Annotated in this window: 25 protein-coding genes and 2 tRNA genes; 13 read left to right on the top strand and 14 right to left on the bottom strand. The window is 73.5% G+C overall.

Annotated features, from left to right (window positions below):
* Positions 1–65: 65 nt before the first annotated feature.
* The 5 genes from F8568_RS12020 to F8568_RS12000 all read left to right on the top strand — a co-directional run bounded on the left by F8568_RS12020 (position 66) and on the right by F8568_RS12000 (position 4,037).
* A tRNA-Ile gene (locus F8568_RS12020) sits at positions 66–139 on the top strand.
* A gap of 386 nt (positions 140–525) precedes the next feature.
* A complete protein-coding gene (locus F8568_RS12015; RefSeq protein WP_151593619.1) occupies positions 526–954 on the top strand; it encodes an acetyltransferase in 429 nt (142 codons plus the stop codon).
* 113 nt (positions 955–1,067) lie between these two features.
* Positions 1,068–1,745, top strand: a complete 678-nt coding sequence (locus tag F8568_RS12010) for an LppX_LprAFG lipoprotein (protein ID WP_151593618.1) — start codon at positions 1,068–1,070, stop codon at positions 1,743–1,745.
* A complete protein-coding gene (locus F8568_RS12005; RefSeq protein WP_151593617.1) occupies positions 1,742–3,262 on the top strand; it encodes an MFS transporter in 1,521 nt (506 codons plus the stop codon). The genes F8568_RS12010 and F8568_RS12005 overlap by 4 nt, the downstream gene beginning before the upstream one ends.
* Positions 3,263–3,434: 172 nt before the next feature.
* On the top strand, positions 3,435–4,037 hold the full coding sequence (locus F8568_RS12000) for an Rv1733c family protein (protein WP_151593616.1): 603 nt from the start codon (positions 3,435–3,437) through the stop codon (positions 4,035–4,037).
* 24 nt (positions 4,038–4,061) lie between these two features.
* Here the strand turns inward: F8568_RS12000 and F8568_RS11995 are convergent, their stop codons facing one another.
* The 5 genes from F8568_RS11995 to F8568_RS11975 form a co-directional block, all read right to left on the bottom strand.
* Positions 4,062–4,538, bottom strand: a complete 477-nt coding sequence (locus tag F8568_RS11995) for a MarR family winged helix-turn-helix transcriptional regulator (protein WP_151593615.1) — start codon at positions 4,536–4,538, stop codon at positions 4,062–4,064.
* Complete coding sequence (locus F8568_RS11990) at positions 4,535–6,001, bottom strand: MFS transporter (RefSeq protein WP_151593614.1); 1,467 nt, start codon at positions 5,999–6,001, stop codon at positions 4,535–4,537. The genes F8568_RS11995 and F8568_RS11990 overlap by 4 nt, the downstream gene beginning before the upstream one ends.
* 76 nt (positions 6,002–6,077) lie before the next feature.
* Positions 6,078–6,902, bottom strand: coding sequence for an ABC transporter ATP-binding protein (locus F8568_RS11985; RefSeq protein ID WP_151593613.1), 825 nt, complete (start codon positions 6,900–6,902; stop codon positions 6,078–6,080).
* Positions 6,903–7,940: a FecCD family ABC transporter permease gene (locus tag F8568_RS11980; RefSeq protein ID WP_151593612.1), complete on the bottom strand. Its 1,038-nt coding sequence runs from the start codon at positions 7,938–7,940 to the stop codon at positions 6,903–6,905. It lies immediately after the preceding gene.
* Positions 7,937–9,004 carry a FecCD family ABC transporter permease gene (locus F8568_RS11975; protein WP_328600830.1) on the bottom strand — a complete coding sequence of 356 codons (1,068 nt, stop codon included), beginning with the start codon at positions 9,002–9,004 and terminating at the stop codon, positions 7,937–7,939. Before F8568_RS11975 ends, F8568_RS11980 begins: the two co-directional genes overlap by 4 nt.
* A 135-nt stretch (positions 9,005–9,139) precedes the next feature.
* On the opposite strand from F8568_RS11975, the gene F8568_RS11970 reads away from it, so the two are divergent.
* Complete coding sequence (locus F8568_RS11970) at positions 9,140–10,168, top strand: ABC transporter substrate-binding protein (RefSeq protein ID WP_151593611.1); 1,029 nt, start codon at positions 9,140–9,142, stop codon at positions 10,166–10,168.
* A gap of 46 nt (positions 10,169–10,214) precedes the next feature.
* Positions 10,215–11,042: a siderophore-interacting protein gene (locus tag F8568_RS11965; protein WP_151593610.1), complete on the top strand. Its 828-nt coding sequence runs from the start codon at positions 10,215–10,217 to the stop codon at positions 11,040–11,042.
* A gap of 6 nt (positions 11,043–11,048) precedes the next feature.
* Here F8568_RS11965 and F8568_RS11960 read toward each other — a convergent pair whose 3' ends face one another.
* Together F8568_RS11960 and F8568_RS11955 are read right to left on the bottom strand one after the other, a co-directional pair.
* Positions 11,049–11,666 (bottom strand): response regulator, encoded by a 618-nt coding sequence (locus F8568_RS11960; protein ID WP_151593609.1) that lies wholly within the window; start codon positions 11,664–11,666, stop codon positions 11,049–11,051.
* Positions 11,654–12,820 (bottom strand): sensor histidine kinase, encoded by a 1,167-nt coding sequence (locus F8568_RS11955; RefSeq protein WP_160573593.1) that lies wholly within the window; start codon positions 12,818–12,820, stop codon positions 11,654–11,656. The genes F8568_RS11960 and F8568_RS11955 overlap by 13 nt, the downstream gene beginning before the upstream one ends.
* Positions 12,821–12,890: 70 nt before the next feature.
* Between F8568_RS11955 and F8568_RS11950 the strand changes: the two genes are divergently transcribed.
* Positions 12,891–13,067 carry a hypothetical protein gene (locus F8568_RS11950; RefSeq protein ID WP_160573592.1) on the top strand — a complete coding sequence of 59 codons (177 nt, stop codon included), beginning with the start codon at positions 12,891–12,893 and terminating at the stop codon, positions 13,065–13,067.
* A 45-nt stretch (positions 13,068–13,112) separates the two neighbouring features.
* On the opposite strand, the gene F8568_RS11945 is transcribed toward F8568_RS11950, so the two are convergent.
* From F8568_RS11945 to F8568_RS11935, 3 genes are all read right to left on the bottom strand, one after another.
* Entirely contained in the window at positions 13,113–13,652 is a 540-nt protein-coding gene (locus F8568_RS11945; RefSeq protein ID WP_151593607.1) for a DUF6939 family protein, read from the bottom strand.
* A gap of 54 nt (positions 13,653–13,706) precedes the next feature.
* On the bottom strand, positions 13,707–14,201 hold the full coding sequence (locus tag F8568_RS50310) for a DUF397 domain-containing protein (RefSeq protein WP_160573591.1): 495 nt from the start codon (positions 14,199–14,201) through the stop codon (positions 13,707–13,709).
* 181 nt (positions 14,202–14,382) lie between these two features.
* A complete protein-coding gene (locus F8568_RS11935) occupies positions 14,383–15,336 on the bottom strand; it encodes a quinone oxidoreductase family protein (RefSeq protein ID WP_151593605.1) in 954 nt (317 codons plus the stop codon).
* Between the two features lie 68 nt (positions 15,337–15,404).
* Between F8568_RS11935 and F8568_RS11930 the strand changes: the two genes are divergently transcribed.
* Together F8568_RS11930 and F8568_RS11925 are read left to right on the top strand one after the other, a co-directional pair.
* Positions 15,405–15,863, top strand: a complete 459-nt coding sequence (locus F8568_RS11930; RefSeq protein WP_160573590.1) for a MarR family winged helix-turn-helix transcriptional regulator — start codon at positions 15,405–15,407, stop codon at positions 15,861–15,863.
* Between the two features lie 101 nt (positions 15,864–15,964).
* Complete coding sequence (locus F8568_RS11925; protein ID WP_151593603.1) at positions 15,965–16,759, top strand: hypothetical protein; 795 nt, start codon at positions 15,965–15,967, stop codon at positions 16,757–16,759.
* A gap of 4 nt (positions 16,760–16,763) precedes the next feature.
* On the opposite strand, the gene F8568_RS11920 is transcribed toward F8568_RS11925, so the two are convergent.
* Entirely contained in the window at positions 16,764–17,240 is a 477-nt protein-coding gene (locus F8568_RS11920; protein WP_151593602.1) for a hypothetical protein, read from the bottom strand.
* Between the two features lie 71 nt (positions 17,241–17,311).
* Here F8568_RS11920 and F8568_RS11915 point away from each other — a divergent pair, with 71 nt between their 5' ends.
* Together F8568_RS11915 and fdhA are read left to right on the top strand one after the other, a co-directional pair.
* Positions 17,312–19,297, top strand: coding sequence for an oxidoreductase (locus tag F8568_RS11915; RefSeq protein ID WP_151593601.1), 1,986 nt, complete (start codon positions 17,312–17,314; stop codon positions 19,295–19,297).
* 206 nt (positions 19,298–19,503) lie between these two features.
* Complete coding sequence (fdhA, locus tag F8568_RS11910) at positions 19,504–20,709, top strand: formaldehyde dehydrogenase, glutathione-independent (protein ID WP_151593793.1); 1,206 nt, start codon at positions 19,504–19,506, stop codon at positions 20,707–20,709.
* A gap of 171 nt (positions 20,710–20,880) precedes the next feature.
* Here the strand turns inward: fdhA and F8568_RS11905 are convergent.
* Positions 20,881–20,953 (bottom strand) — tRNA-Asn (locus tag F8568_RS11905).
* Positions 20,954–21,094: 141 nt separating this feature from the next.
* On the opposite strand from F8568_RS11905, the gene F8568_RS11900 reads away from it, so the two are divergent.
* Entirely contained in the window at positions 21,095–21,382 is a 288-nt protein-coding gene (locus tag F8568_RS11900) for a YtxH domain-containing protein (RefSeq protein WP_202124832.1), read from the top strand.
* Here the strand turns inward: F8568_RS11900 and F8568_RS11895 are convergent.
* On the bottom strand, positions 21,379–21,873 hold the full coding sequence (locus tag F8568_RS11895) for a hypothetical protein (RefSeq protein WP_151593600.1): 495 nt from the start codon (positions 21,871–21,873) through the stop codon (positions 21,379–21,381). The two genes, F8568_RS11900 and F8568_RS11895, sit on opposite strands and share 4 nt — an antisense overlap.
* A gap of 17 nt (positions 21,874–21,890) precedes the next feature.
* Positions 21,891–23,210: an MGH1-like glycoside hydrolase domain-containing protein gene (locus tag F8568_RS11890; protein WP_151593599.1), complete on the bottom strand. Its 1,320-nt coding sequence runs from the start codon at positions 23,208–23,210 to the stop codon at positions 21,891–21,893.
* Between the last annotated feature and the right edge of the window lie 108 nt (positions 23,211–23,318).

The raw sequence follows: 23,318 nt of genomic DNA, 5'->3' as shown, positions 1-23,318 counted from the left end.
CCCCGCCGCTAGGATGGCACCCGGCACGCCCCCGACCGCAGCGTCACCGACGGGGCGCCGCCTCCGGGGTGGTAGCTCAGCTGGTCAGAGCAGGAGACTCATAATCTCCCGGTCGCGGGTTCGAGTCCCGCCCGCCCTACGGGCTCGGCTCGCATGCTCATCGGCCTTCGGCCGATTTCGCCGCAGCCGCGGTGTCTTCTGGGGGGCGACCCCCAGACCCCCGATGTGGGGGCTCCGCCCCCACGCCCCCTCCCGGTTTCGCTCCGCGTCAACCTTCCCGTTCGCGCGGGGTACGGTTCCCTGTCGCGTTCTCGGCGACCCAGAGCGCCGGTGTGGGGGCTCCGCCCCACACCCCCTCCCGGTTTCGGTCCGCGTCAACCTTCACGTGCGCGGGAGGAGTGGCTGTTGCCTGGGGGTCTTTGCGGGGGTCATGGGCGGGGGTGGAAGTGTTCATCTGGAGGGCGCCTGTTGATCATGGAGCGCGGGTCTACTGATCTTCGTTGTTCGTGATCTTCAGGAGGTCCCATGCGCACGATCAGCAAGGCCGCCACGCTCGCCCTCGGCGCGTCCGCCGCGCTCGCCGGGTCCGTCGCCCTCGGCGCGCCCGCGATGGCCGCTTACACGCCCATCGGCGTCTGCGGCGGCGGCGACTACCACGTCATCGACCACGAGGACATGGGCGAGGGCGCGATCACCGCGACCACCTACCTGCTGTGGAGCAACAACGCGCAGAGCAACTGCGTGGTGACCATGAAGGTCGGCTCGGCGGTCGGCGACTCGGTCTCGGTGTCGGCCCGGCTGCAGGTGCAGGGGCAGTCCGCCAAGGTCGACGGGCCCAAGGCGTACAAGTACTACGCCGGGCCGGTCAAGGCCGGCGCCGCCGGCAAGTGCGTGCGGTTCGGCGGTACGTACGGCGAGCTGAACTTCTGGTCGAACTACGGCCACTGCGGCTGACCGGGCGGGTCCCCGGGGCGCCGTGCGGCGCCCCGGGGTCCCTCTGGAGGACGAGGGCAAGTCAGACCTGGTACCGAGTGACGGGTGAGGTGACCGGTCGGTAGGGTCCGCGTATGTCCAGACGAATCCTCGGTCTCGTCCCCCTTTCGCTCGTGCTGCTGGCCGGTGCCTGCGGCGGATCCGGCAAGCCGGCGCCGAAGGCGGACTTCGACGGGGCGCAGGCGCTGAAGCGGTCGGCCACCGCCATGGCGGCCCTGAAGAGCGTCGCGTTCACGGTGACGTCGGACGGCAAGACACCGATCATGGTCAAGGGCGGCGATATGAAGCTGCTGCGGGACGGCGACGCGCAGGGCACGCTGACTTTGGAGCAGTCGGGGCAGAACGTCGAGGCGAAGGTCGTCGCGAAGGGCGACACGTTCTACCTGGACGCGGGGACGGGCGGCTGGCGGAAGCTGCCGAAGTCGATGGCGTCGGCGGTGTACGACCCGTCGGCGGTCCTCGACCCGAACCGGGGCATTCCGAAGCTGCTGACCTCGCTGAAGGCGCCGAAGGCCGAGGCCGTGGAGAAGGTGGGCGGCAAGGAGGCCTACCGGGTCGGGGCGACGCTGCCGCAGGACCAGGTGGGCGGGCTGATCCCGGGGATCAACGACGACCTGGCCGGGCGGGTGTGGGTGAGCAAGGCCGACGGGCGGCTGCTGAAGGTGCGGGGCGCGTTCCCCAAGGGCGAGGGCGCGGTGGTGATCACGTTCACCGACTTCGACGCCCCCTACACGATCAGCGCGCCGAAGTGACCGCGCGGCGCGGGATCGCGGTCGGGGCCGGCGGCGCGGTGGTGCTGCTGGCCGCGCTGGACGCCTATGTCGTGACGACGATCCTGATGCCGGTGGTGAAGGACCTGGGCGTGCCGGTGAACCGGCTGGAGCGGATCACGCCGGTGCTGACCGGGTTCCTGCTCGGGTACGTGGCGGCGATGCCGCTGCTCGGGCAGCTGTCGGACCGGTTCGGGCGGCGGCCGGTGCTGCAGGCGTGCCTGGTGTTCTTCGCCGCCGGGTCGGTGGTGACGGCGCTGGCGGAGAGCGTGCCGGCGCTGGCGGCGGGACGGGTCGTCCAGGGGGTCGCGGGCGGTGCGCTGCTGCCGGTGACGATGGCGCTGGCCGGGGACCTGTGGGACGAGCGGCGGCGTCCGGTGGTGCTGGGCGCGGTGGGCGCGGCGCAGGAGCTGGGGAGCGTGCTCGGCCCGCTGTACGGGGCGGGGGTCGCGGCGGCCCTGGAGTGGCGCGCGATCTTCTGGATCAACGTGCCGCTGGCGGTGCTCGCGGTCGCCGCGGTGCGGTTCACGGTGCCGGGCGGGCGGCCGGAGGGTCCGCGCGCGGGTGTGGACGCGATGGGCGGCCTGCTGCTCGCGGCCGGGCTGGCGCTGCTGGTGGTGGGGGTCTACAACCCGGATCCGGAGAGGTCGGCGCTGCCGTCGTGGGGGCTGCCGGTGCTGGCCGCCGGGGTCGTGATGCTCGTGGTGTTCGTGGTGTGGGAGGTCAGGGCCCGGACGCGGCTGCTGGACCTCGGCGGGGTGCGGCGGGGGCCGCTGCTGGCGACGCTGGGCGTGAGCTTCCTGTCGGGGGCGGCGCTGATGGTGACGCTGGTGGACGTGGTGCTGGTCGCGCAGACGGTGCTGAACAAGGACGAGACCGAGGGCGCGCTGCTGCTGACGCGGTTCCTGGTGGCGCTGCCGGTCGCGGCCGTGGCGGGCGGGTTCGTCGCGCGGCGGGTGGGCGAGCGGTGGCCGATGGCGGCGGGGATGCTGGTCTCCGCGGTCGGATACGTGCTGATCGCCGGGTGGCCGGCGGATCTTGCGCACGCGTCGTACGGGCCGCTGCCGCGAATGGACGTCGATCTGATCGTGACGGGGCTCGGGCTGGGGCTGGTGATCGCGCCGGTGTCGTCGGCGGTGCTGGCGTTCGTGCCGCCGCCGCGGCACGGGGTGGCGTCGGCGGCCGTGGTGGTCGCGCGGATGATGGGGATGCTGATCGGGATCTCGGCGCTGTCGGCGTGGGGTTTCCACCGGTTCCACGTGCTGACGGCGCATTTGCAGCCGCCGCTGCCGTTCCTGATGTCGAAGGCGGAGTTCGCGAAGGAGATGACCGTCTACAAGGCGGCGGTGCGGGACGCGCTGCGGGCCGAGTACCGGGAGATCTTCTGGATCACCGCGGGGATGTGCGTGCTGGGCGCCGTGCTGGCGCTGGTCGCGGGGGCGCGGCGGGACGGCGCGGAGCCCGCGCCGGAGCCGGCGGAGACCCTCGCCGCCCGCTGAGCGCGCGGTTCGCCGCGGTGGCCGGATCCGGCCATCGCCTCGACATACCGGGTCCCAGCTGGGAAAGGATTCGGTCACCGGTCATGTGCCGATCTTCGAACTCGGGAATATCCTGGGAAAAGAGGGTCCAGGACCCCCTGCCGGGTGGGCATGCCCCGGGGAGGTGACGCAGATGCGCGGGTCCGGCGTCCGACGTGGAGGCGGGCCGGCCGTCAGGCTGCGCCGAAGGCTCGGCCTGGAGCACAACGAGCTGCGCCGGCCCATCGACCGCGTCCAGCGGATGTTCGCGCTGGGACTGCTCCTGCTGATGCTCGCGGCGGCGCCGCCGCTGGCGTTCTGGGCGGGGGCGTGGTCGTACCGCGCCGGCAGCGGCGCCGAGCGCGCCGAGCGGGCGCAGCGGCACCAGGTGGTCGCCACCGTCACCTCGACGGGCGGCATCGGCTCGTCCGGCGACCGCTACATCCACGAGACCGTGCAGGCCCGATGGCCCGGCGCCGGCGGCACGACCCGCACCGGCACGCTGCCCGCCTGGAAGAACGCGAAGGTCGGCGCGCACCGGACGATCTGGATCGACGCCAAGGGCGATCCGACGGTCCGGCCGCGCCCGCACAGCCGGACGGTCACCGACGCGGCCTACGCCGCGACGGCCGCGGTCCTCGGCGTCGGGCTGCCGATCCTGCTGGCGTACGTGCTGGTCCGGCACCGCTGCGACCACCGCCGGGACGAGATGTGGGAGGCCGACTGGGCCCGGATGGACGCGGCCGGCCAGCGGTGACGGCCGGTCGGGGGTGACGGTCGGCTACGCGTCCGCGACGAGGCGGGCGGCGACGCGGTCGAGGACGGCCAGGTCCTCGGGCGGGAGTTCGTAGAGGGCGGCCGGCGGGGTGCTGAGGATCCGCTCGGCCTCCTCGGCGACGGCGCGGCCGGCGTCGGTGACCGTCACGAGCTTGGAGCGCCGGTCGGCCGGGTTCTCGGTGCGCTCGACCAGCCCGCGCTCGACCAGGTCGTCCACCACGAGGGTGACGTAGGGGCGGTCGGAGACGAGCCGGTCGGCGAGGCCGCGCAGGGTGAGCGGCTCGGGCGCGGCGGCCAGCCGGCGCAGCGCCTTGACGCGGAAGAAGCTCATGCCGAGCGCCTCGGTGACCTCGGCGCGCCGGTCGCCGCGCTCGTGCATCAGGATGCCGAGATTGCGCCAGGCGCGGACGGCCGGGTCGTCCGGCGGACCGCCCGCCGTCGGGGCGGACGTTCGGCCGGACGCGGGGCCGGGCTGGTTCATCGGTTGCTCGCTCCCGTCACGTGGCGTTCGCCGGGGGCCGGCTCGGTCTCGAACAGCGCGGCGGTCCGCTCGGCGCTGCGGGCGGCGCGGCGGCCGGTGGTGAGCACGCCGAGCACCAGCACGACGGCGGCGCAGCCGGCCAGCACCCAGTATGCCGGGCGGGCGGCGTCCACGAAGCCGGTGCCGCCGGAGTGCGCGCCGGCCGTGCCGGCGGCGAGGACCGCGCCGATCACCGCGACGCCGAGGGCCTGGCCGACCTGCCGGCTGGTGGACGCGACGGCGGCGGCGACGCCCGCCTGGGCGCGCGGCATCCCGGACACCGCGGTGTTGGTGATCGGCGAGTTGACCATGCCGAACCCGATGCCGAACAGCACGTAGGCGGTGAACAGCGTGGCGTCGCGGGTCTCGGCGTCGAACGCGGCGATGAGCACGGCGCTGGCGAGGGTCGCGGCGCCCGCGGCGACGAGCGAGGGGCGCGGCCCGCGGCTGCCGACGAGGCGCCCGGACAGCGGCGCGCACACGGCGCTCATCGCGGCCATCGGCAGCAGGTACAGGCCGGCGTGCAGGGCCGACATGCCGCGCACGTCCTGCAGGTACAGGGCGTTGAGGAACATGAACCCGCCGAGCGCGGCGAACTCCGACACCGCGATGACGGTCGCGCCGGCGAACGGGACGCTGCGGAAGAAGCGCAGGTCGATGAGCGGTTCGGGGGCGCGCAGCGCGTGCCGGGCGAACCCGGCGAGGCTGAGCGCGGCGACGGCGGCGGCGCCGAGCACGGCGGGGTCGCTCCAGCCGCGGCCCGGGCCCTCGATGATCGCGAAGGTCAGGGTGCCGAGCAGCGCGATCATGAACAGCTGGCCGGCCGGGTCGGCGCGGCGCGGCCGATCGGCCCGCGACTCCGGCACGTACAGCGCGGTCAGCGCGAGCGCGGCGAGCCCGATCGGCACGTTCAGCCAGAAGATCGACCGCCAGCCGACCGAGTCGACGAGGACGCCGCCGACGAGCGGTCCCATCGCCATGCTGAGCCCGACGACGGCGCCCCACACGCCGATGGCGCGGGCGCGCTCGCGGGGCTCGGTGAACACGTTGGTGATGATCGACATGGCGACCGGGTTGAGCATCGAGCCGCCGACGGCCTGCACCACCCGGGCGGCGACGAGCCAGCCGAGGGACGGGGCGAGGCTGCACAGCACCGAGCCGAGCACGAACAGCGCGAGCCCGGTCTGGAAGACGCGGCGGCGGCCGATCCGGTCGGCGGTGGAGCCGGCCAGGATGAGCAGCGAGGCGAGGACGATGAGGTAGGCGTCGATGGTCCATTGCAGGCCGGACACCGAGCTGTGGAACTCGCGCCGCAGGGTGGGCAGCGCGACGTTCAGGATGGTGTTGTCCAGGCTGACGATGAGCAGGCTCATGCAGCAGATGGCCAGCACCAGCATCCGGCGCCGGGGGGTGAGGTCGGGCAAGCGGACTCCAATCGTTGTACGCCTATAACCGTTGTAAGCGTACAACTATTCCGCGCCTACGCGACCGTGCTCCCCGTCACCCCGCCGCGCCGGCGGCGCGGGCCGTGCGGGCGGCGCGCGCGGCAGGGACGACCAGCGGCGTCCCGGTCTCCGGGCACTCGATCACCCGGCACGGCAGCCGGAAGACCTCCTCGACCAGGTCCGCCGTCACCACCTTCCCCGGGTCGCCCTCCGCCACGATCACCCCGTCCCGCATCGCGATCATGTGGGTGGCGTACCGGGCGGCGTGGTTGAGGTCGTGCAGGACGGCGACGACGGTGCGGCCCTCCTCGTGCAGCCGCGCGCACAGGTCCAGCACCTCGATCTGGTGCGCGATGTCGAGGTAGGTGGTCGGCTCGTCCAGCAGCAGCAGCGGCGTCTGCTGCGCGAGCGCCATCGCGATCCACACCCGCTGCCGCTGCCCGCCGGACAGCTCGTCCACCGGACGGTCCGCGAGCGCGCCGACGCCGGTGGCCTCCATCGACTCGGCGACGACCCGCTCGTCCTCGCGGGACCACTGCCGCAGCAGCCCCTGGTGCGGGTACCGGCCGCGCGACACCAGGTCGGCGACCGTGATCCCCTCCGGCGCGATCGGCGACTGCGGCAGCAGCCCGAGGGTGCGGGCGAGCTTCCTGGCGGGCCAGCCCGCGATCGGCCGGCCGTCCAGCACGACGGTGCCGGACGCGGGCTTGAGGATGCGCGCGAGCGCCCGCAGCAGTGTCGACTTGCCGCACGCGTTCGGCCCGACGATCACGGTGAACGAGCCGTCCGGCACCGTGACGTCGAGGTCCCGCGTGATGGTGCGGCGGTCGTAGGCCAGGGTGAGCCCCGTGCCGCTGAGCCGCGCGTTCGCGTCCGTCATTCAGATCCGTCCCGTCTTGCGTTGGGTCACCAGGAGCCAGACCAGGTATCCGCCGCCGAGCAGCCCGGTCACCACGCCGACCGGGAGCTGGTGGCCGGTGAACGCGCGCTGCGCGGCCCAGTCGGCGGCCACCAGCAGCGCCGCGCCCATGCACATGGACGGCAGCAGGTTCGGGCCGGGCGCGCGGGTCAGCCGGCGGGCGAGTTGCGGCGCGGTCAGCGCCACGAACGACACCGGCCCGGCCGCCGCCGCGGCGAACGAGGTGAGCAGCACCGCCGCGGCCAGCATGATCAGCCGCACCCGCTCGATGGGGACGCCGAGGCCGTGCGCCGCGTCGTCGCCCATCTCCAGCATCCGCAGCGCGCGCCCGCAGCCGACCACGACGAGCGGCCCGAGCACGGCGAGCGCGACGAGCACGGGCGCCGCGTCGGCCCAGTCGCGGCCGTCCAGGCTGCCGGTCAGCCACAGCACGGCCCGCGCCGCGTCGGTGATCTTCGCCTGGGTCAGCAGGTAGCCGTTCACCCCGGTGAGGATCGCGGCGACGCCGATGCCGACGAGGATCAGCCGCTGCCCGTGCGCGCCGTGCCGGCCGGCCACCGCGTACACCACCGCGCCGGTGAGCAGCCCGCCGCCGGCGGCGCCCGCCGCGACCGCGGCGCTGCCGCCGCCGGTCAGCACGATCACGCCGAGCACGCCGGTCGCCGCGCCCTGGGTGAAGCCCAGCACGTCGGGGCTGCCGAGCGGGTTGCGGGTCAGCGACTGGAAGATCGCGCCGGCCAGCCCGAGCGCGGCGCCGACCGCGAGCCCGGCGACCGCGCGCGGCAGCCGGATCTCGTTCACGATCAGCGAGTCGGCGGGCGTGCCGTCGCCGAGCAGCGTCCGGACGACGCCGGCGGGGCTCATCGGGAAGTCGCCGCTGCCGATCAGCAGCACGCCGACGCCCAGCGCGACGGCCAGGCAGAGGACGGCGACCGCGAGCGCGCGCGGGCGGAACCGCAGCGACAGCCCGTTCGGGGTCCTGATGACGGCGGGCCTCATGCGGCGGCCGCCTTGCCGCGCGGGCGCCGGACGAAAGAGAGGAACACCGGACCGCCGGCGACCACCATGACGATCCCGACCTGGAGTTCGGACGGCCGGACGACGACGCGTCCGAGCACGTCCGCGGCCAGCATCAGCGCGGGCGCGAGGACGGCGCAGTAGGGCAGCAGCCAGCGCAGGTCGGGGCCGGTCAGCGCGCGAACGAGGTGCGGCACCATCAGCCCGACGAAGATGATCGGCCCGCAGGCCGCGGTCGCGGCGCCGCACAGCAGCGTCACCGCGGCGATCGCGACGATCTTGGCGCGTCCGGGCCGGGCGCCGAGCGCGCGCGCCGCGTCCTCGCCCATCGCCATGGCGTTCAGCGGGCGGGCCAGCAGCAGCGCCAGCACGAGCCCTGCGGCGACGAACGGCGCGACCTTCTCGACCGTGGACGCCTGCGCGGCGGCGAGTGACCCGACCGTCCAGAACCGCATCCGGTCGAGGGACGCGGTGTCGAGCAGCTGGACGGCGTTGACGTAGGAGTACAGCGCGGCGTTGAGCGCGGACCCGGCGAGCGCGAGCCGCGCGGGTGTCGCGCCGCGCCCGCCGCCGACCGCGTACAGCAGGACGGCCACCGCCCCGGCGCCCGCGAACGCGAACCACACGAACCCGGCGAACGACACGACGCCGAGGAAGGAGATGGCGGACACGACGGCGGCGGACGCGCCCGCGTTGATGCCGAGGAGGCCGGGGTCGGCGAGCGGGTTGCGGGTCAGCGCCTGCATCACCGCGCCCGCGAGCCCGAGCGCGATGCCGGCGAGCAGCCCGAGCAGCGTGCGCGGCAGCCGCATCTGGTGGACGACGGTGTAGGAGTCCGAACCGGGATGCAGGAGGCCGTTCCACGCCTGGCCGACCGACAGCGGTTTCGCGCCGACGGCGAGGCTCAGCATCAGGACGGCCAGCAGGAGGATCAGCGCCGCGACGAGCCCTGACGCGCGGGCGGAGCGGCGCCGCGCCGGCGCCGGTGCGGGGGCGGCGGGCGCGCGCGCTGGGGCCGTCGGCTGCGCGGCTCTGGTCAACGGCACGGGCTGGCTCCGGGGGGACGGACGGGGGCGGAACGTCCGCCCCCTGCCACTGGACAACGACTTAGGTTAGGTTAACCTAAGCGCCCATCGGGCCGGAATCCGGCCATCGTGGTCGATCAGAGATGAGTTGCCGAAATGCCGACAATCCCCTCACCATCCTTCACCCGCCGCGGACTTCTCGGCGCCGGCGGCGCCGTCGCCCTCGGCGCCCTGATCAGCGCGTGCGGCGGGGGCGGGGACGGCAAGGCCGGCGCCTCCCCGTCCGGCGGCGCGTGGACGTTCACCGACGACCGCGGCACCGCGGTCAGGCTCAAGTCGCGCCCGAAGCGCGTCGTCGGCTACGTCGGCGCCCTCGCCGCCCTCTACGACTTCGGCGTCGACCGGCAGATCGTCGGCGTGTACGGGCCGACGAAGCTCAAGGACGGCAGGCCCGACCCGCAGGCCGGGAACCTGCCCGTCGACCGGCTCACCATCATCGGCAACGCCTACGGCGAGTTCAACATCGAGAAGTACGCCTCGCTCCGCCCCGACCTGCTCATCGACAACATGTTCGTGAAGAACGACCTGTTCTACGTACCGGCGGAGAGCAAGGACAAGATCTACGCGCTGGCGCCGCAGGCCGCCATCCGCGCCGGCGACGTCCCGCTGCCGAAGCCGATCGAGCGGACCGCCGCGCTCGCCGCCGCGCTCGGCGCCGACCTGCAGTCCGCGAAGGTCACCGCCGCCAAGGCCCGCTTCGACAAGGCCGTCGAGTCGCTGCGCGCCGCCGCGAAGGCCAACGCCGGGCTGAAGGTGCTCGCCGCGTCCGCCAGCCCCGACCTGTTCTACGCCTCCAGCCCGGGCAAGAACACCGACCTCATCTACTTCAAGCAGCTCGGCGTCGACCTCGTCGTCCCGGACAAGCTCGGCCAGGACGGCTACTTCGAGGACCTGAGCTGGGAGAACGCCGGCAAGTACAAGGCCGACGTGATCATGCTCGACAGCCGCACCCAGGCCCTGCAGCCCAAGGACCTCGGGTCCAAGCCGTCCTGGAAGGACCTGCCCGCGGTGAAGGCCGGGCAGGTCATCGCCTGGCAGCCCGAGCCCCGCTTCTCCTACGCGGGCTGCGCGCCGATCATCGAAGCCCTCGCCCAGACCATCCGCACCGCGAAGAAGACCGGCTGAGCCGGCGGCCGCGACCACCGGCCCGCGTTCACCGAAAGGAACGGCGATGAGGACCCCCAGCCACCCGTACGCCTTCTTCGACCTGCACGTCCTGCGGACCGCGCCGCTCGGGCCGTCCATGGTCCGCGTCACCTTCGGCGGGACGTGCCTGGACGGCGGCCCCGGCGGCTTCGCCACCGGCGGGCGCGACCAGCGGTTCAAGATCTTCCTGCCGCACCCGCACCAGGACGCGCCCGTGATGCCGGCCGACTGGTCGGCCGACACCTGGTTCGCCGACTGGCGCGCGCTCGACCCGGCCGAGCGCGGCATCATGCGCTCCTACACCGTGCGGGCGCAGCGCCCCGGCGAGCTCGACGTCGACTTCGCGCTGCACCCCGGCGGGACGTCCGGCCCGGCGTCGCGCTGGGCGTCGGCCGCCGCGCCCGGCGACCGCGTCGTGGTGCTCGGCCCGACCGGGCCCGACAACGGCGGCTGCGACTTCCGCCCGCCGCCCGGACGGCCCGTCGTGATCGCGGGCGACCTCACCGCGCTGCCCGCCATCGCGGGGAACCTCGCCTGGCTGCCCGCCGGGACGCCCGCGCGGGTGTTCGTCGAGACCCCGCACCCCGCCGACCGGCAGGACCTGCCGAGCGACGCCGACGCGCAGATCGGCTGGGTCGCCGCGGGCGGCCTCCTCGACGCGGTGCGCGGCGCGTCCGTCCCGGACGGCGCGTACGCCTGGATCGCGGGCGAGTCCGCCACCGTGAAGGCGCTGCGCCGGCACCTGGTCAACGAGCGCGGCCTGCACCGCCGCGACGTCACCTTCACCGGCTACTGGCGGCGCGGCGCCACCGAGGAGGACCTGCTCGCCGAGGCCGTCGCGGGCGACGCATGACGGGGCTCAGGGCGGCGGCAGGACACCCCGCTCGATCGCGGCCATCACCGCCGCCGTCCGGTCCGACACCCCGAGCTTGGCGAACACCCGCAGCAGGTGCGTCTTCACCGTCGCCTGCCCGATGAACAGCCGCCCGCCGATCTCGGCGTTCGTCAGCCCCCGCGCGACCAGCGCGAGGACCTCCGCCTCCCGCGCCGACAGCACCGCCGGCGCGGGCGCCGCCCGCGCCGCGCTCAGCTTCGCCGACACCGACGGCGCCAGCACCGTCCGGCCCGCCGCGACGTCCCGGATCGCGGCGGCCAGCTCCGCGCGGGACGCGTCCTTCAGCAGGTAGCCCGCCGCACCCGACCGGACGGCGCGGACGATGCCCGCGTCGTCCTCGAACGTCGTCAGCACCAGCACCCGGTGCCCCGGGCCGAGCCGCTCGATCGCGCTCACCCCGTCCCCGCCGGGCATCCGCAGGTCCATCAGGATCACATCGGGCCGCACCCGCGGCGCCAGCGCGACGGCCTCGTCGCCGCTCGCCGCCTCCGCCGCCACCTCCAGGCCGGGCTCGGCCGCCAGCATCCCGCGCAGCCCCTCCCGGACGATCGCATGGTCGTCCACGATCATCACGCGGAGCACGGCAGCACCGCCTCGACCACCGCGCCCTCGCCGGCGCCGCTGCGCACGGTGAGGCCGCCGCCGACCTGCTCGACCCGCCCGCGCATGCCGCGCAGCCCGAACCCGGACGCGACCGCCGCCGGGTCGAAGCCCCGGCCGTCGTCGGCGACCGTCAGCCGCGCCTCACCCGCCCCGAACTCCAGCGACATCCACACCGACCGCGCGCCCGCGTGCTTGCGGACGTTCGCCAGCGCCTCCTGCGCCACCCGCAGCAGCACCACCTCCGCCGCCGCGCCGAGCGGCCGCTGCTCCCCCTCCACGTCCATGTCGACGGGCAGCGCGAAGTCCGCGGCCAGCCGCCGCAGCGCCTCCACCAGCGACCCCTCCGCCAGCGCGGGCGGCGCGAGCGCCGCGACGAGCCCGCGCGTCTCGGCAAGGTTCTCCCGCGCCGTCCGCGCGACCAGGTCCAGGTGCCGGTTCGAGCCGACCTCCGCCTCCGCCGCCTGCACCAGCATCACGATGCTGGTGAACCCCTGCGCGATCGTGTCGTGGATGTCGCGGGCGAGCCGCTCCCGCTCGGCGAGCACGCCCGCCTCGCGGCTCACCGCCGCCAGCTCGTCCCGGGTGCGGTCCAGCTCGTCGATCAGCAGGGCCCGCTCCCGGTTCTGCGCGCTGAGCCGGCCGATGAACGTGGCGAGCAGCCCGCTGCACACGATGCCGACCAGCATCATCACCAGCGTCAGCGTCACGCCCGCGCCGGACGCCACCATCGCCGACCCGATCGCCCCGGAGAACAACGCCACCATCAGCACGAAGCCGCGCGCGGTGCCGTACACCATGTAGACCTGCGGCGTCAGCGCGGCCAGCGCCGTCGAGGTCACCGGCGCCAGCACCGTCGCCGGCACGAACATCAGCAGCAGCGCCGCCGCGTACACCCGGCACCCGGGACGCCGCTCCTCGCGGGACCGCAGCGCCTTCCGCCCGATCGCGACGTACGCCAGGCTCAGCAGCATCAGCAGCAGGATCGCCGCCGCCTTCCGACCCGGCGGCGTCCCGTCCGCCGCCGTCGCCGCGACCGTGCCGACCAGCACCAGCGCGAAGTAGGCGTCCCAGAACGGGTACGACCGGTACCAGACGTTCTCCGCGCGCGCCACGCCCGGGTCGACATCGCTCATGTCCACGCCCCGTCCTGTCCACCGACCGGTGGATAGTACTGCCGCGGGCATGCCGGGGATCATTCCAGACATGTCCAAGAAGAACTTCCGGGCGGGCCTGTCCGCCCTCACCGGCATCTACGGTCTCACCATCGCCGTCCTCGCCATGCTGGACGTCTCCTCCCTCGGCCTCATCGCCGCGATCGGCGCCGTCCTGCTCGGCATGGGCTGGGCGTTCTCCGGCCGCTTCGCAGGCCGCGGCGCCTGACCGCCGCCACGCGCGGACGCCTCCCAGGGGCGGCGTCCGCGCCGGTCACGGCCACCGGCCCTCGGCGAACCGCCCGATCAGCGCCGCGTGCGACAGCGGCTTGGACAGATCGTCCACGTCCCCGTTGACGGTGTAGTCGAGCAGCACCACCTCGCCCAGCCGCCGCACCTCCTCGACCAGGTCGGCGACCTTGTTCTCCAGCACCCACCGGTACGCGGGCAGGTAGATCTCCCGGCGCGCCCGCCCGTAAGGCAGCAGCTCGTCCCCGCCGAGCCCCGCCCGGTGCCCGCGCACCGGCCCGTACTTGCGGACCGTCCGCTTGATGCCCTTCATCGACGTGATCGCCAGCCGGCCCCGATCCACATCGTGGCCGTCGAACACCTTCAGCGCCTGCCAGATCCCCTCGACCGACGCGCCCGTCTCCCCGTCCGAAAGCGGCACCGGTATGCCGCCGTGCGGGTAGAACGGACTGAACCGCACCCACGGCTGCGGCCCCCGCGACGTCACGTCCAGCACCACGGCCCCCGGCCACTCCGCCTCCACCGACGCCCGCGCCCGCCGCCGGCTCGCCACATGAATCCCCACACCGGCAGGCTCCCACCCACCACCGACATTCCAGCCCGGCGCACGCCGGACGGATCAGCCGATGTCGTGCCCGCCGCTCTTCACCCGCCGCGCGAACGCCCGCCACTCGCCCACCGAAAAGACGAGCGCAGGCCCATCCGTATCCTTGGAATCCCGCACCCCAACGTCCGGAGCGAGCGACGCCACCTCCACGCACTGGCCACCGGTGTCCGTACTGCGGCTGCTCTTACGCCACTGCACCATCGACGTGTCAACGTATGCGGCATCCGACTCATCGTCGAGACCCAAGATTGTGAACGCTCCCAAGACTCCTGGGTAGGACCCCTTTAACCCCTTCGTCTCGAAGAGCGTGTCACAGTCCTTCGCGAAGTCCTCGGACGGAGCGTGGGTGGCGTTCTCGAGCCGGCCGATCCACTGCGGCGTGTAGCCGAGCCTGGCCGCGAGCAGCGGACGTCCGAGTTCGGCGCGCTCGCGGCATGCGCGCAGTTCAGCGGCGAAGTACTCGACGGGGTTCTTCGGGACTCCGAGGTCACGGGGACGACGGGTCATCGTTGCCTCCCAGGGGGTCGGAAAGCACCGTCGGCTCTCCATCCGCCCCCGGCGACTTTCCCAGCACGTCCTTCCTGCTGTGCCCGAGAATAGGACGACAACGAACAGCCGGGAAGCGGATATCGAACGAAAGTCGAGCCGCTTTCTTTCCTTGGGCAGCCAATTATGAATAACGCCGGGCTCAGGGGACGAAAACGATGCGGCGGCCGTTCTCGGGACGTGTCCAGGCGTTCTCGACGTCGGCGAGCGGCACGGCCTCCTCACCGAGGACGATTTCGCCGGAGCCGGCCATCCGGAGCATGTCGTCGAAGGCGGCCGCCGCCTCCTCGATCGACGGCGAGCCGTTCGCGCCGCTGCCCACCACCTCGACCGGTGCGGCGCGCAGGGCCATGGCGGGGATCTCCGCCGCCTCCCCTGCCGACATGCCGACAAGGATGTACCGGACGCGTCGGTCGGCGCCCCGCGACAGCGCCGCGAACGCGGCCTCCGCCGGGGCGCCCCACAGGTAGTCGACGACCAGGTCGTACGGCCCGTGCTCGGCGATGGCCTCGACCACTTCGTCTTTCGGGCGGCCGAGCCGGATCACGGCGTCTGCGCCGCGTCCGGCCAGCGCCTCGAGGACCGCCCGGTCGCGTCCGGCCGCGACCACCCGAGCCCCCTGCCGCTTCGCCACCTGCACGGCGATCCGCCCGGACGCGCCGGTCGCGCCGAGCACGAGCACCGACTTGCCCGGGCCCGCGCCGCCCTCCCACACGACCGTCTTCCAGGCCGCGCCGCCGGGGTTCAGCAGGGCGGCCGCCGTCACGTCGTCCGCCCCGTCCCGGACCGGGAACCACATGCCCCGCCGCACAAGCGCCCGCTGGGCCATCCCGCCGTAGGGGGCGACCGGTGCGAAGAAGGCCACCCGCGTGCCGTCCTCCAGCCGCCCCACCCCGTCCGCGCCCACCACTTGCGGGAATGCGGTCGGGCTCGCGGGGTGCAGCCCCTTGGCCCACCACCGGTCGAACGGCTTCAGCGCCGCAGCGGTCACCGTCACGACCGCCTCGCCCTCTCCGGCGACGGGCGCCGGGAACGACCCGTAGCGGGGCGCCTCTCCGATCCCGTGCAGTATCGCCGCCCGCATGACGTCCGCCATGACACCTCCCGAAAAATCCGTTCACTTTGAACGGAATGATAGCGGCAGACCCGTGCATAATGAACGGGATGGCGGACGAGGACTACTACGACGTCTGGCTCGACATGCTCGGCCGCACCTCGCGGCCGCGCTTCGTCGCGCTGATCCTCGACCTCGCCGGGGTCGACCTCGACCCGGACCTGTGCCGTTACCTCGTCCACCTCGACCTGCGCGGCCCGACCGGCGTCCTCGACCTCGCCGAGCTCGTCGACCACAACCACCCGAAGGTCAGCCGCTCCCTCGCCCGCCTCGAGACGCTCGGCCTGGTCGCCCGCGCCGAGGCGGCCCACGACCGCCGTGTCAAGACGGCCGAGCTCACCCCCGAGGGCCGCCGCGTGGTCGCGTCGATCAACCAGGGCCGCAGGCGGCTGCTGGAGAAGGCGTTCGCCGGCTGGACCGACCGCGACCGCGCCGAACTGGCCAGGCTCACCCGCCGCTTCTCCGACAGCGTCCAAGCCCTCATCGACGGCGCCGAGCGCGGCCTCTAGCCGGAGCGGGCCCGGGCGGCGCTCCCGATCCGGCCGTAAACGGCCAGCCATCGGGCTCAAGATCATCGGTACGCTCGGGGCGGGAGGTGCCGGTGGACCCGTTGAGCAGCATCCTGGGCGCCGCGAAGGTGGCGCAGGGGCGGTTCTCCTTCTACGTCTCGCTCCAGCTCACCAGCGTTCTCGCCCCGGGGGTGTGCGTCGTCGCCGAGGTCGCCTTCTTCGCCTCGCGGACGGCCGATGCGAAGATCGTCAAGAATCTCGGCCACTCCACCGTGCTCGTCTCGCTCATCGTGGCCCTGGCCGTCATCGCCATCGGATACGTGGTCGGCTACGTGTGCCGCGAGCTGGGGTTCAAGGTCGTCTCGCTCCTCGAAAGGCTGCCCCCCTTCCGGCTGCGGGACGACTCCGCCACGGCGCTCGCACAGCTGGTCGGCCCGGTCCGGTACGGCGAGTTCCTTGAGACGCACCCGTATCTCGCCGCTCTCGAAGAGGAGGATCGGCGCCTCGGTGAGCGCCGGTGGATCGGCGGATACCACCGGGACTCGCTGACCTACGAGCGCTTCGTCTACGCCAAGGCGTGGCTCAAGAACCATGCCGCCGGCTTCAGCGTCGACTCCACCGAATCCGAGATCAACATCCTGACCGCCACGCTGGTCCCGATCGGGTTCGGCGCGGTGGACCTCACGGTGGTGACCGCTCCCCAGGCCTGGCTCATCGTTCTCGCGGCTCTGCTGGCCGTCGTCCTCTGGGCGGTCGTACTGAGCTCCGTCCTGAGGCTCCGCCGGTCCGAGCGCTGGGAATCGCTCCGGAACCTGCTGCTCGACCATTCCATGCGCCGGGCGATCGCCGAGTACGCGCCGCCGCCGGAGAGCGCGCGCGGCGGCCCCCCTGCCTGAGCCGTCAGCGGTAGTGCCCGAGGTCAGGGAGCATCCGCGGATCGATCGGCCCGTCCAGCACGAAAAGCATGATGCGGACGTCCACCCCCGCCAGGTACGCCGCGACGGCCCGGTGGGTGCCGTCGAGCAGCACGGCCTCGTCGCCGCCCACCGCGTACGCCGGCAGGACGAGCTGGACCGGCCGGGCCTCGCCGCGGAAGGCGTCCGCGAACCCGCGAATCCGCTCCCTCCTGTCCGTCGGCCAGATGTCCATCGCGTCCGCGCACTCCGCCACCCGGAGGGGCCTGTCGCCGGGATTGCGCCAGTCCCCGTCGGTCCCGTTCGCAGCCTGGTACCAGACGGTGAAGAGGCCGCCCAGAACGTCCGGCGACCGGCTGAACCGCTCGCGGACCGCGCAACCGGCGCTTTCGAGCGCGTCCCAGTCGAGCCAGGCCCGGACACCGCCGTCCTGGAAAACGGTGACGAACTCGCCGATGTCCATCCCCGGACACTAACCGCCCGTCGGGCCCGCCGTGGCGCCGTCCGGCGTGCCGGTGTATGCATGAGGGCCAAATGGATATCGAGGATCTGTCGGACGCGGAACGCGCCGTCTGGGACGCGTTCCCCAATGCGGACCCGGTCGATCTGACCGGCACCGGTGAGGCCGTTCGCGGCGAGGTCGTCTCGGCGCTGCTGCTGGGCGCCCGCCCGGCCGGCGCGGGGCAGGTCCCGGCGGTGCGGCTCACGGGCGCGCGGATCACCGGCGCCCTCGACCTGTCCTTCGCCGAGGTCCGCTACGCGGTGCTGATGCGCGACTGCGTCTTCGACGAACCGCCCGCCCTCTACGCGGCCCGGCTGCGGCAGTTCAGCCTGACCGGCTCCCGGCTGCCCGGCCTAAACGCCTCGGACTCGCAGGTCGACGGCCTGCTGTGGCTGCGCGGCTGCCGAGTGGACGGCCCGGTGCAGCTCGTCGGCACCCGGATCGACGGGACGCTGTCGCTGCGCTCAGCTTGCCTCACCGACGTCGAGGCGTACGCGCTGACCGTGGTCCGCAACATCGACGCGACCGACGCGGAGACCACCGGCGAATTCATGCTGAAGGGCGCCCATGTCGGCGGGACGTGCGTCCTCGAAGGCGCGCGGTTGTCGAACCCCGGCGGGGTCGCGCTCGACGCCGACGGGATCGAGCTGCCGTCCGGGCTGCACGCGCCCGGCCTCGTCGCCGACGGCGAGGTGCGCCTGCCGGACGCGCGGATCGGCCGCCGTCTCGTCCTGACCGCCGCGCGGCTGTGCAACCCGGGCGGAACGGCCCTCGACGCGGACCGCGCCCGGATCGACGGGGCCGCCGTCCTGGACGGCGGGTTCCGCGCCGAAGGCAAGGTCAGCCTGCGCTCCGCGGCGATCGGCGGCACCCTCCTGCTCAGCGGCGCCGACCTCGACGCTCCCGGCGGCACCGCGCTGAACGCCCGCCTGGTCGGCATCGGCAGCAGCCTGCGCGCCGCGAACGGGTTCCGGACCCGGGGCCGGGTCTGCCTTGACGCGGCGACCATCCAGGGCTCCGCCGACTTCGCCGGCGCGCGCCTCAGCGACCCGGGCGGCCAGGCGCTCAGCCTGTGCCGCGCCGAGGTCACCGGCGGCCTCGCCGGTCAGGGCCTGCACGCCGAGGGCGAAGTCCGCCTGATCGACACGGTCATCGGGGCGAGCGTCGAGCTGGAGGGCGCGCACCTGTCCAATCCCGGCGGCCGGGCGATGATCGGCTACGGCCTGACCGTCAGCGGCGTCGTGAACTGCAACGACGGTTTCACCGCCGCAGGGCGCCTGGCGCTGGCCGGCGCCCGCACCGGCGAGCTGAGCTTCGACGACGCGTCGATCAGCGGCTTCGGCGGCCTCGCCCTCGGCCTGCGGCGCGTGCGCGCGGAGATGCTCTGGTTCTCCCGCTGCACCCTCACCGACGGCACCGTCGACCTGCGGCACGCCCGCATCGACATCCTCCGCGACGACCCCGCCCGCTGGCCGCCGCGCCCCCAGCTCGACGGGTTCGTCTACCAAGCCATCGACAAGCCCGGCCGGCTCGCCGACCGCCTCGCCTGGCTGGACGCCGCCGACGGCTACCACCCGCAGCCCTACGAGCAGCTGGCGGCGGTCTTCCAGGGCATGGGCCGCGACGTCGAGGCCCGCGCCGTCCGCCTGGCGAAGCAGCGCCGCCGCCGACGCACGCTCACGCTCCCCGCCCGCGCCTGGGGCGTCGCCCAGGACTGGACCGTCGGCTACGGCTACCGCCCGCTCCGCGCCGGAGTCCTCCTCGCCGCACTCCTCGCGATCGGGACCGTGCTCTTCGCCGCCCACCACCCTGTCCCCCTCAAGAAGGACGAGGCGCCCGCCTTCAACGCGTTCCTGTACACCCTCGACCTGCTCCTGCCGATCATCAGCTTCGGCCAGGAACCGGCCTTCAACCCGCGCGGCGCCTACCAGTGGCTGGCCGCCGCCCTGATCGCCTCCGGCTGGATCCTCGCCACCACGATCGCCGCCGGCATAACCCGCGTCCTCTCCCGCCAATGACGAAAAGGCCCGTCCAAGGAGTAGAGCTCCCCAACGAGGTCTCCGAGAACACCGACCGCGACCAGGAAGGGCGCGCGAGCACGGTCCTGCATCGGGCGTCCGGGGAACGCCCCCGGTGCATCGCGCATCCGAATCTCGAAAGTCCGATTGACCTGCATTAACGGGGTATAAGGACCGCGATCCTCGATGTGGAGGGATGAACCATGGTGGACACCAACTGCGGCGTCGTGTACCAGGGACCGGGTGAGGTCACGGTCGAGGACCTGGACTTCCCCAAGCTCGAGCTGGCCGAGCAGAACGGCCGCCGGCTCCAGCACGGCGTCATCTTGAAGGTGCTCGCGACCAACATCTGCGGGTCCGACCAGCACATGGTGCGGGGCCGGACGACCGCGCCCGCCGGGCTCACGCTCGGCCACGAGATCACCGGCGAGGTGATCGAAACGGGCAGGGACGTCGAGTTCATCAAGAACGGCGACCTGGTCAGCGTCCCCTTCAACATCGCATGCGGGCGCTGCCGCAACTGCAAGGAGCGCCACACCGGCGTGTGCGAGAACGTCAACCGGGAACGTCCGGGCGCCGCCTACGGCTACGTCGACATGGGCGGCTGGCACGGTGGGCAGGCGCGGTACGCGGTCGTCCCGTACGCGGACTTCAACCTGCTGAAGTTCCCGGCCGACCGCGACACGGTGATGGCCAAGCTGCCGGACCTGGCGATGCTGTCGGACATCCTCCCTACCGGCTACCACGGCGCCTACACGGCGGGCGTGACCACCGGGTCGACGGTGTACGTGGCGGGCGCGGGGCCGGTCGGGCTGGCGTGCGCCACCGCCTGCCTGCTGCTCGGCGCCGCCGTCGTGATCGTCGGGGACATGAACGAGCAGCGGCTGGCGCAGGCCCGAGGGTTCGGCTGCGAGACGATCGACCTGTCCCAGCACGCCGACGTGGGCGAGCAGATCGAGCAGATCCTCGGCGTCCCGGAGGTGGACGCGGCCGTCGACTGCGTCGGGTTCGAGGCGCGCGGCCACGGTCCGAACGGGGGAGAGCAGCCCGCGGTCGTCCTCAACACGTTGATGGACATCACTCGGGCGGCCGGGCGGGTCGGCGTCCCCGGTCTCTACGTCACCGGCGACCCGGGAGCCTCGGACGAGAACGCCCGGGTCGGGCAGCTCGGCCTGAAGCTCGGGCTCGGCTGGGCCAAGTCCGAGTCCCTCACCACCGGACAGTGCCCGGTGATGTCCTACAACCGGCAGCTGATGATGGCGATCCTGCACGACCGGGTGCACGTCGCCCGCAATGTCAACGCGACCGTCATCCCGCTCGACCAGGCGCCCCAGGGCTACGCGGAGTTCGACAGGGGCGCGGCGCGCAAGTACGTCCTCGACCCGCACGGGCTGGTGGGCGCCGCGGCGTGAACCCGGCGCGGGCCGCCGCCGACCGCACCCGTGGCCTGCTGGACGAGATCGCGCTGTTCTGTTGGTCAGGCGCAGCGGACGCAGGTCACGGGGAAGGTGCACCGGCAGCAGTCAGGCCCGTTCCCAGCACAGGGAACGGGCCTGACCTGCGACTTTAGGCGTGTTGAGCTGCTCCCGCGATTGGACTCGAACCAATAACCTGCCGGTTAACAGCCGGCTGCTCTGCCGATTGAGCTACGCGGGATCGTGCGTCCGGCGGGGCTTCGGGCCCCTGCCAGCGCGTCTAGGTTAGCGCATGTGCGGGGCTGTTCGCGCACGCGTTACGGGTGGCGGCGGCCTTCGTGGGTATAGGGGGTGGATCGAACGGCCCCACAGGGAGTTGATCATGAAGTCGCGGATGATGTTCATGGCGGGCGCGGCGGTCGGCTACGTCCTCGGGACGAAAGCCGGGCGGGAGCGCTACGAGCAGATCAAGAGGCTCTCGCGGCAGGTCTCGGCGAACCCGAACGTGCAGGAGGCCGCGGGCATGCTGCGCGCCAAGGGCGGCCAGTTCGCCGGGGCGGCGCGCGGGAAGGCCGGCGAGATGGCCTCCACCGCGAAGGAGAAGGTGCCGCAGCAGAAGGTCGCCGGCAGGCACAAGGCCGAGGACGAGCCGACGGTCCACCCCGGCTAGAGGCCCGTCTGGCGGCGCAGGTCCTCGAGGATCTGCTCGGCCTGGGCGCGCAGGCCCGGGTCGTCGGGGTCGAGGCCGGCGTCGAAGACGAACGTCCAGCGCACGTCGCCGCCGCCGGCGGGGCGCCGGCCGGCGATGCGCACCTTGCCGCCGCCCGGGAGTTTCGCGTGGTGGGTGACGGCGATGGTGGCGGTGACGCGTTCCCGGACGGTCTCGGGCACGGAGCCGGGCTCGGTGAGGCGGACGTGGTGCTCCGCGCCGCCGGAGGTCTCGGTGACGTGCAGCCAGCCGTCCTTCCAGGTGGCCTGGTCGACGCGCTCCCACGGGATGCGGACGAAGCCGCCGGACGCGGCCGGCAGGTGCAGGGCGGTGGTGGACGCGACCACGTGGGAACCGCCGCGGGTGGGGGCGGAGGCGAGGACGCGCTCGCCGCGTTCGATCGTGAGCGCGTCGCGGACCGCGGAGGGCAGGTGGCCCCGGAGTAGGCGCATGCCCCAACGGTAGGCGATCAGGCGGCCTGCGGCGCGCGGCGGGCCCCGAGCAGGTCGAGGACGAGGGCGGCGGACCAGGAGTAGTCGTGGCTGCCGCGTCCGGTGCCGTCGAAGGGGTCGAAGAACTCGCGGAACCCGGACTGGCGGACGAGCCGCATCGTGGAGCCGTACAGCAGGTCGGCGACGACGGGCAGGCCGTGGGCGAGGGCGCCGTACCAGATCAGCCAGTTCGTGCTGACCCAGGTGGGGCCGCGCCAGTAGCCGCCGCGGTCGAACGCGGGCGCCTGGATGTCGCAGGTGGGGACGGGGTATCCGGCGGCTCCGGCGAACCGGGCGGACAGCAGCAGGTCGACGAGGTTGCGGACGTGCGCGGCGGGCAGTTCGGGGTCGAGGAGGGGGCCGAAGGACCCGGCGGTGATGACGGGCAGGAGCCGGTCGTCGCGCAGGTCGCGGGCGCGGAAGCAGCCGGTGTCGGCGTCCCAGAGGCGGTCGAGGAGGGCGGTGTGGACGCGCTGCGCGGCCTCCAGGTGGGGCGCGGGGTCGGCGCCGACGATGCGGGCGACCTCGGCGAGGGCGTGCGCGGAGGCGAGGAAGGTGGCGTTGACGAGCGGGTCCTCGACGGCGAACGGGTGGGATGCGCGCAGGTAGTCGGGCCGGTAGCCGGCTTCGCGCATGAGAGCGACGAGGCGGACGTAGCGGTCGTAGTCCTCGCCGGTGGGCAGGGTGCGGGAGCGGTGCGCGGGGGCGTAGGCGGTGGGCGGGAGCTGGAGGGCGCCGAGGGGGCGGTCCCAGGCGGGGCTGTTGTCGAGGCCGGACTCCCAGGGGTGGCAGATGGCGATGAGGCCGCTGGAGCCGAGGTCGCGGGCCGTGGCGAGGTAGCGGTGCTGGGCGGCGAGCATCGGGTAGAGGCGGGCGAGGAAGCCGCGGCTGCTCTCCCCGTCGGACGCGCATTCGTGCAGGCGCAGGGCGACGAGCGCGTGGACGGGCGGCTGGGTGAGGCCGGAGGTCTGCACGCCGTGTGGCGCGGCGGGCTGCTCGGTGCTGCGCCACAGGTCCGGGCCGGGGAAGAAGGCGTGGCGGGCGAGGCGGGTGTTGAACACGATGTGCGGGAGCATGCCGTCGGCCCACTGGCCGCGGAAGAGGGACAGCAGTTCGGTCTCGGCGCGGTCGGGGCGGTGCCGGGCCAGGCCGAGGCTGATGAAGGCGGAGTCCCAGCTCCACTGGTGGGGGTAGAGGCCGGGCGACGCGGCGGTCGCGGTCCCGGTCCAGTTCGCGTCCAGGACGCGGGCCGCGGCCTTCCACAGGGCGGTCTCGTCGCCGGTGAGACGGGAGCTCATGCGCGCAGGGGTACCTCCTCGCGGCCGGGGCCGGGGTCCTAGTGTGATTGTGACCCGCGACGGCGGCCCCGGCGAGTCCCCGGGCGGCGTCGGTTGTCGACGGGCGGG

Origin of the sequence: Actinomadura physcomitrii (assembly GCF_008923205.2) — a bacterium.
In the GTDB taxonomy this organism is placed as follows: Bacteria; Actinomycetota; Actinomycetes; order Streptosporangiales; family Streptosporangiaceae; genus Spirillospora; species Spirillospora physcomitrii.
Note: the sequence above shows the minus strand (reverse complement) of the source record. Positions and strands in the feature narration are given on the sequence as shown.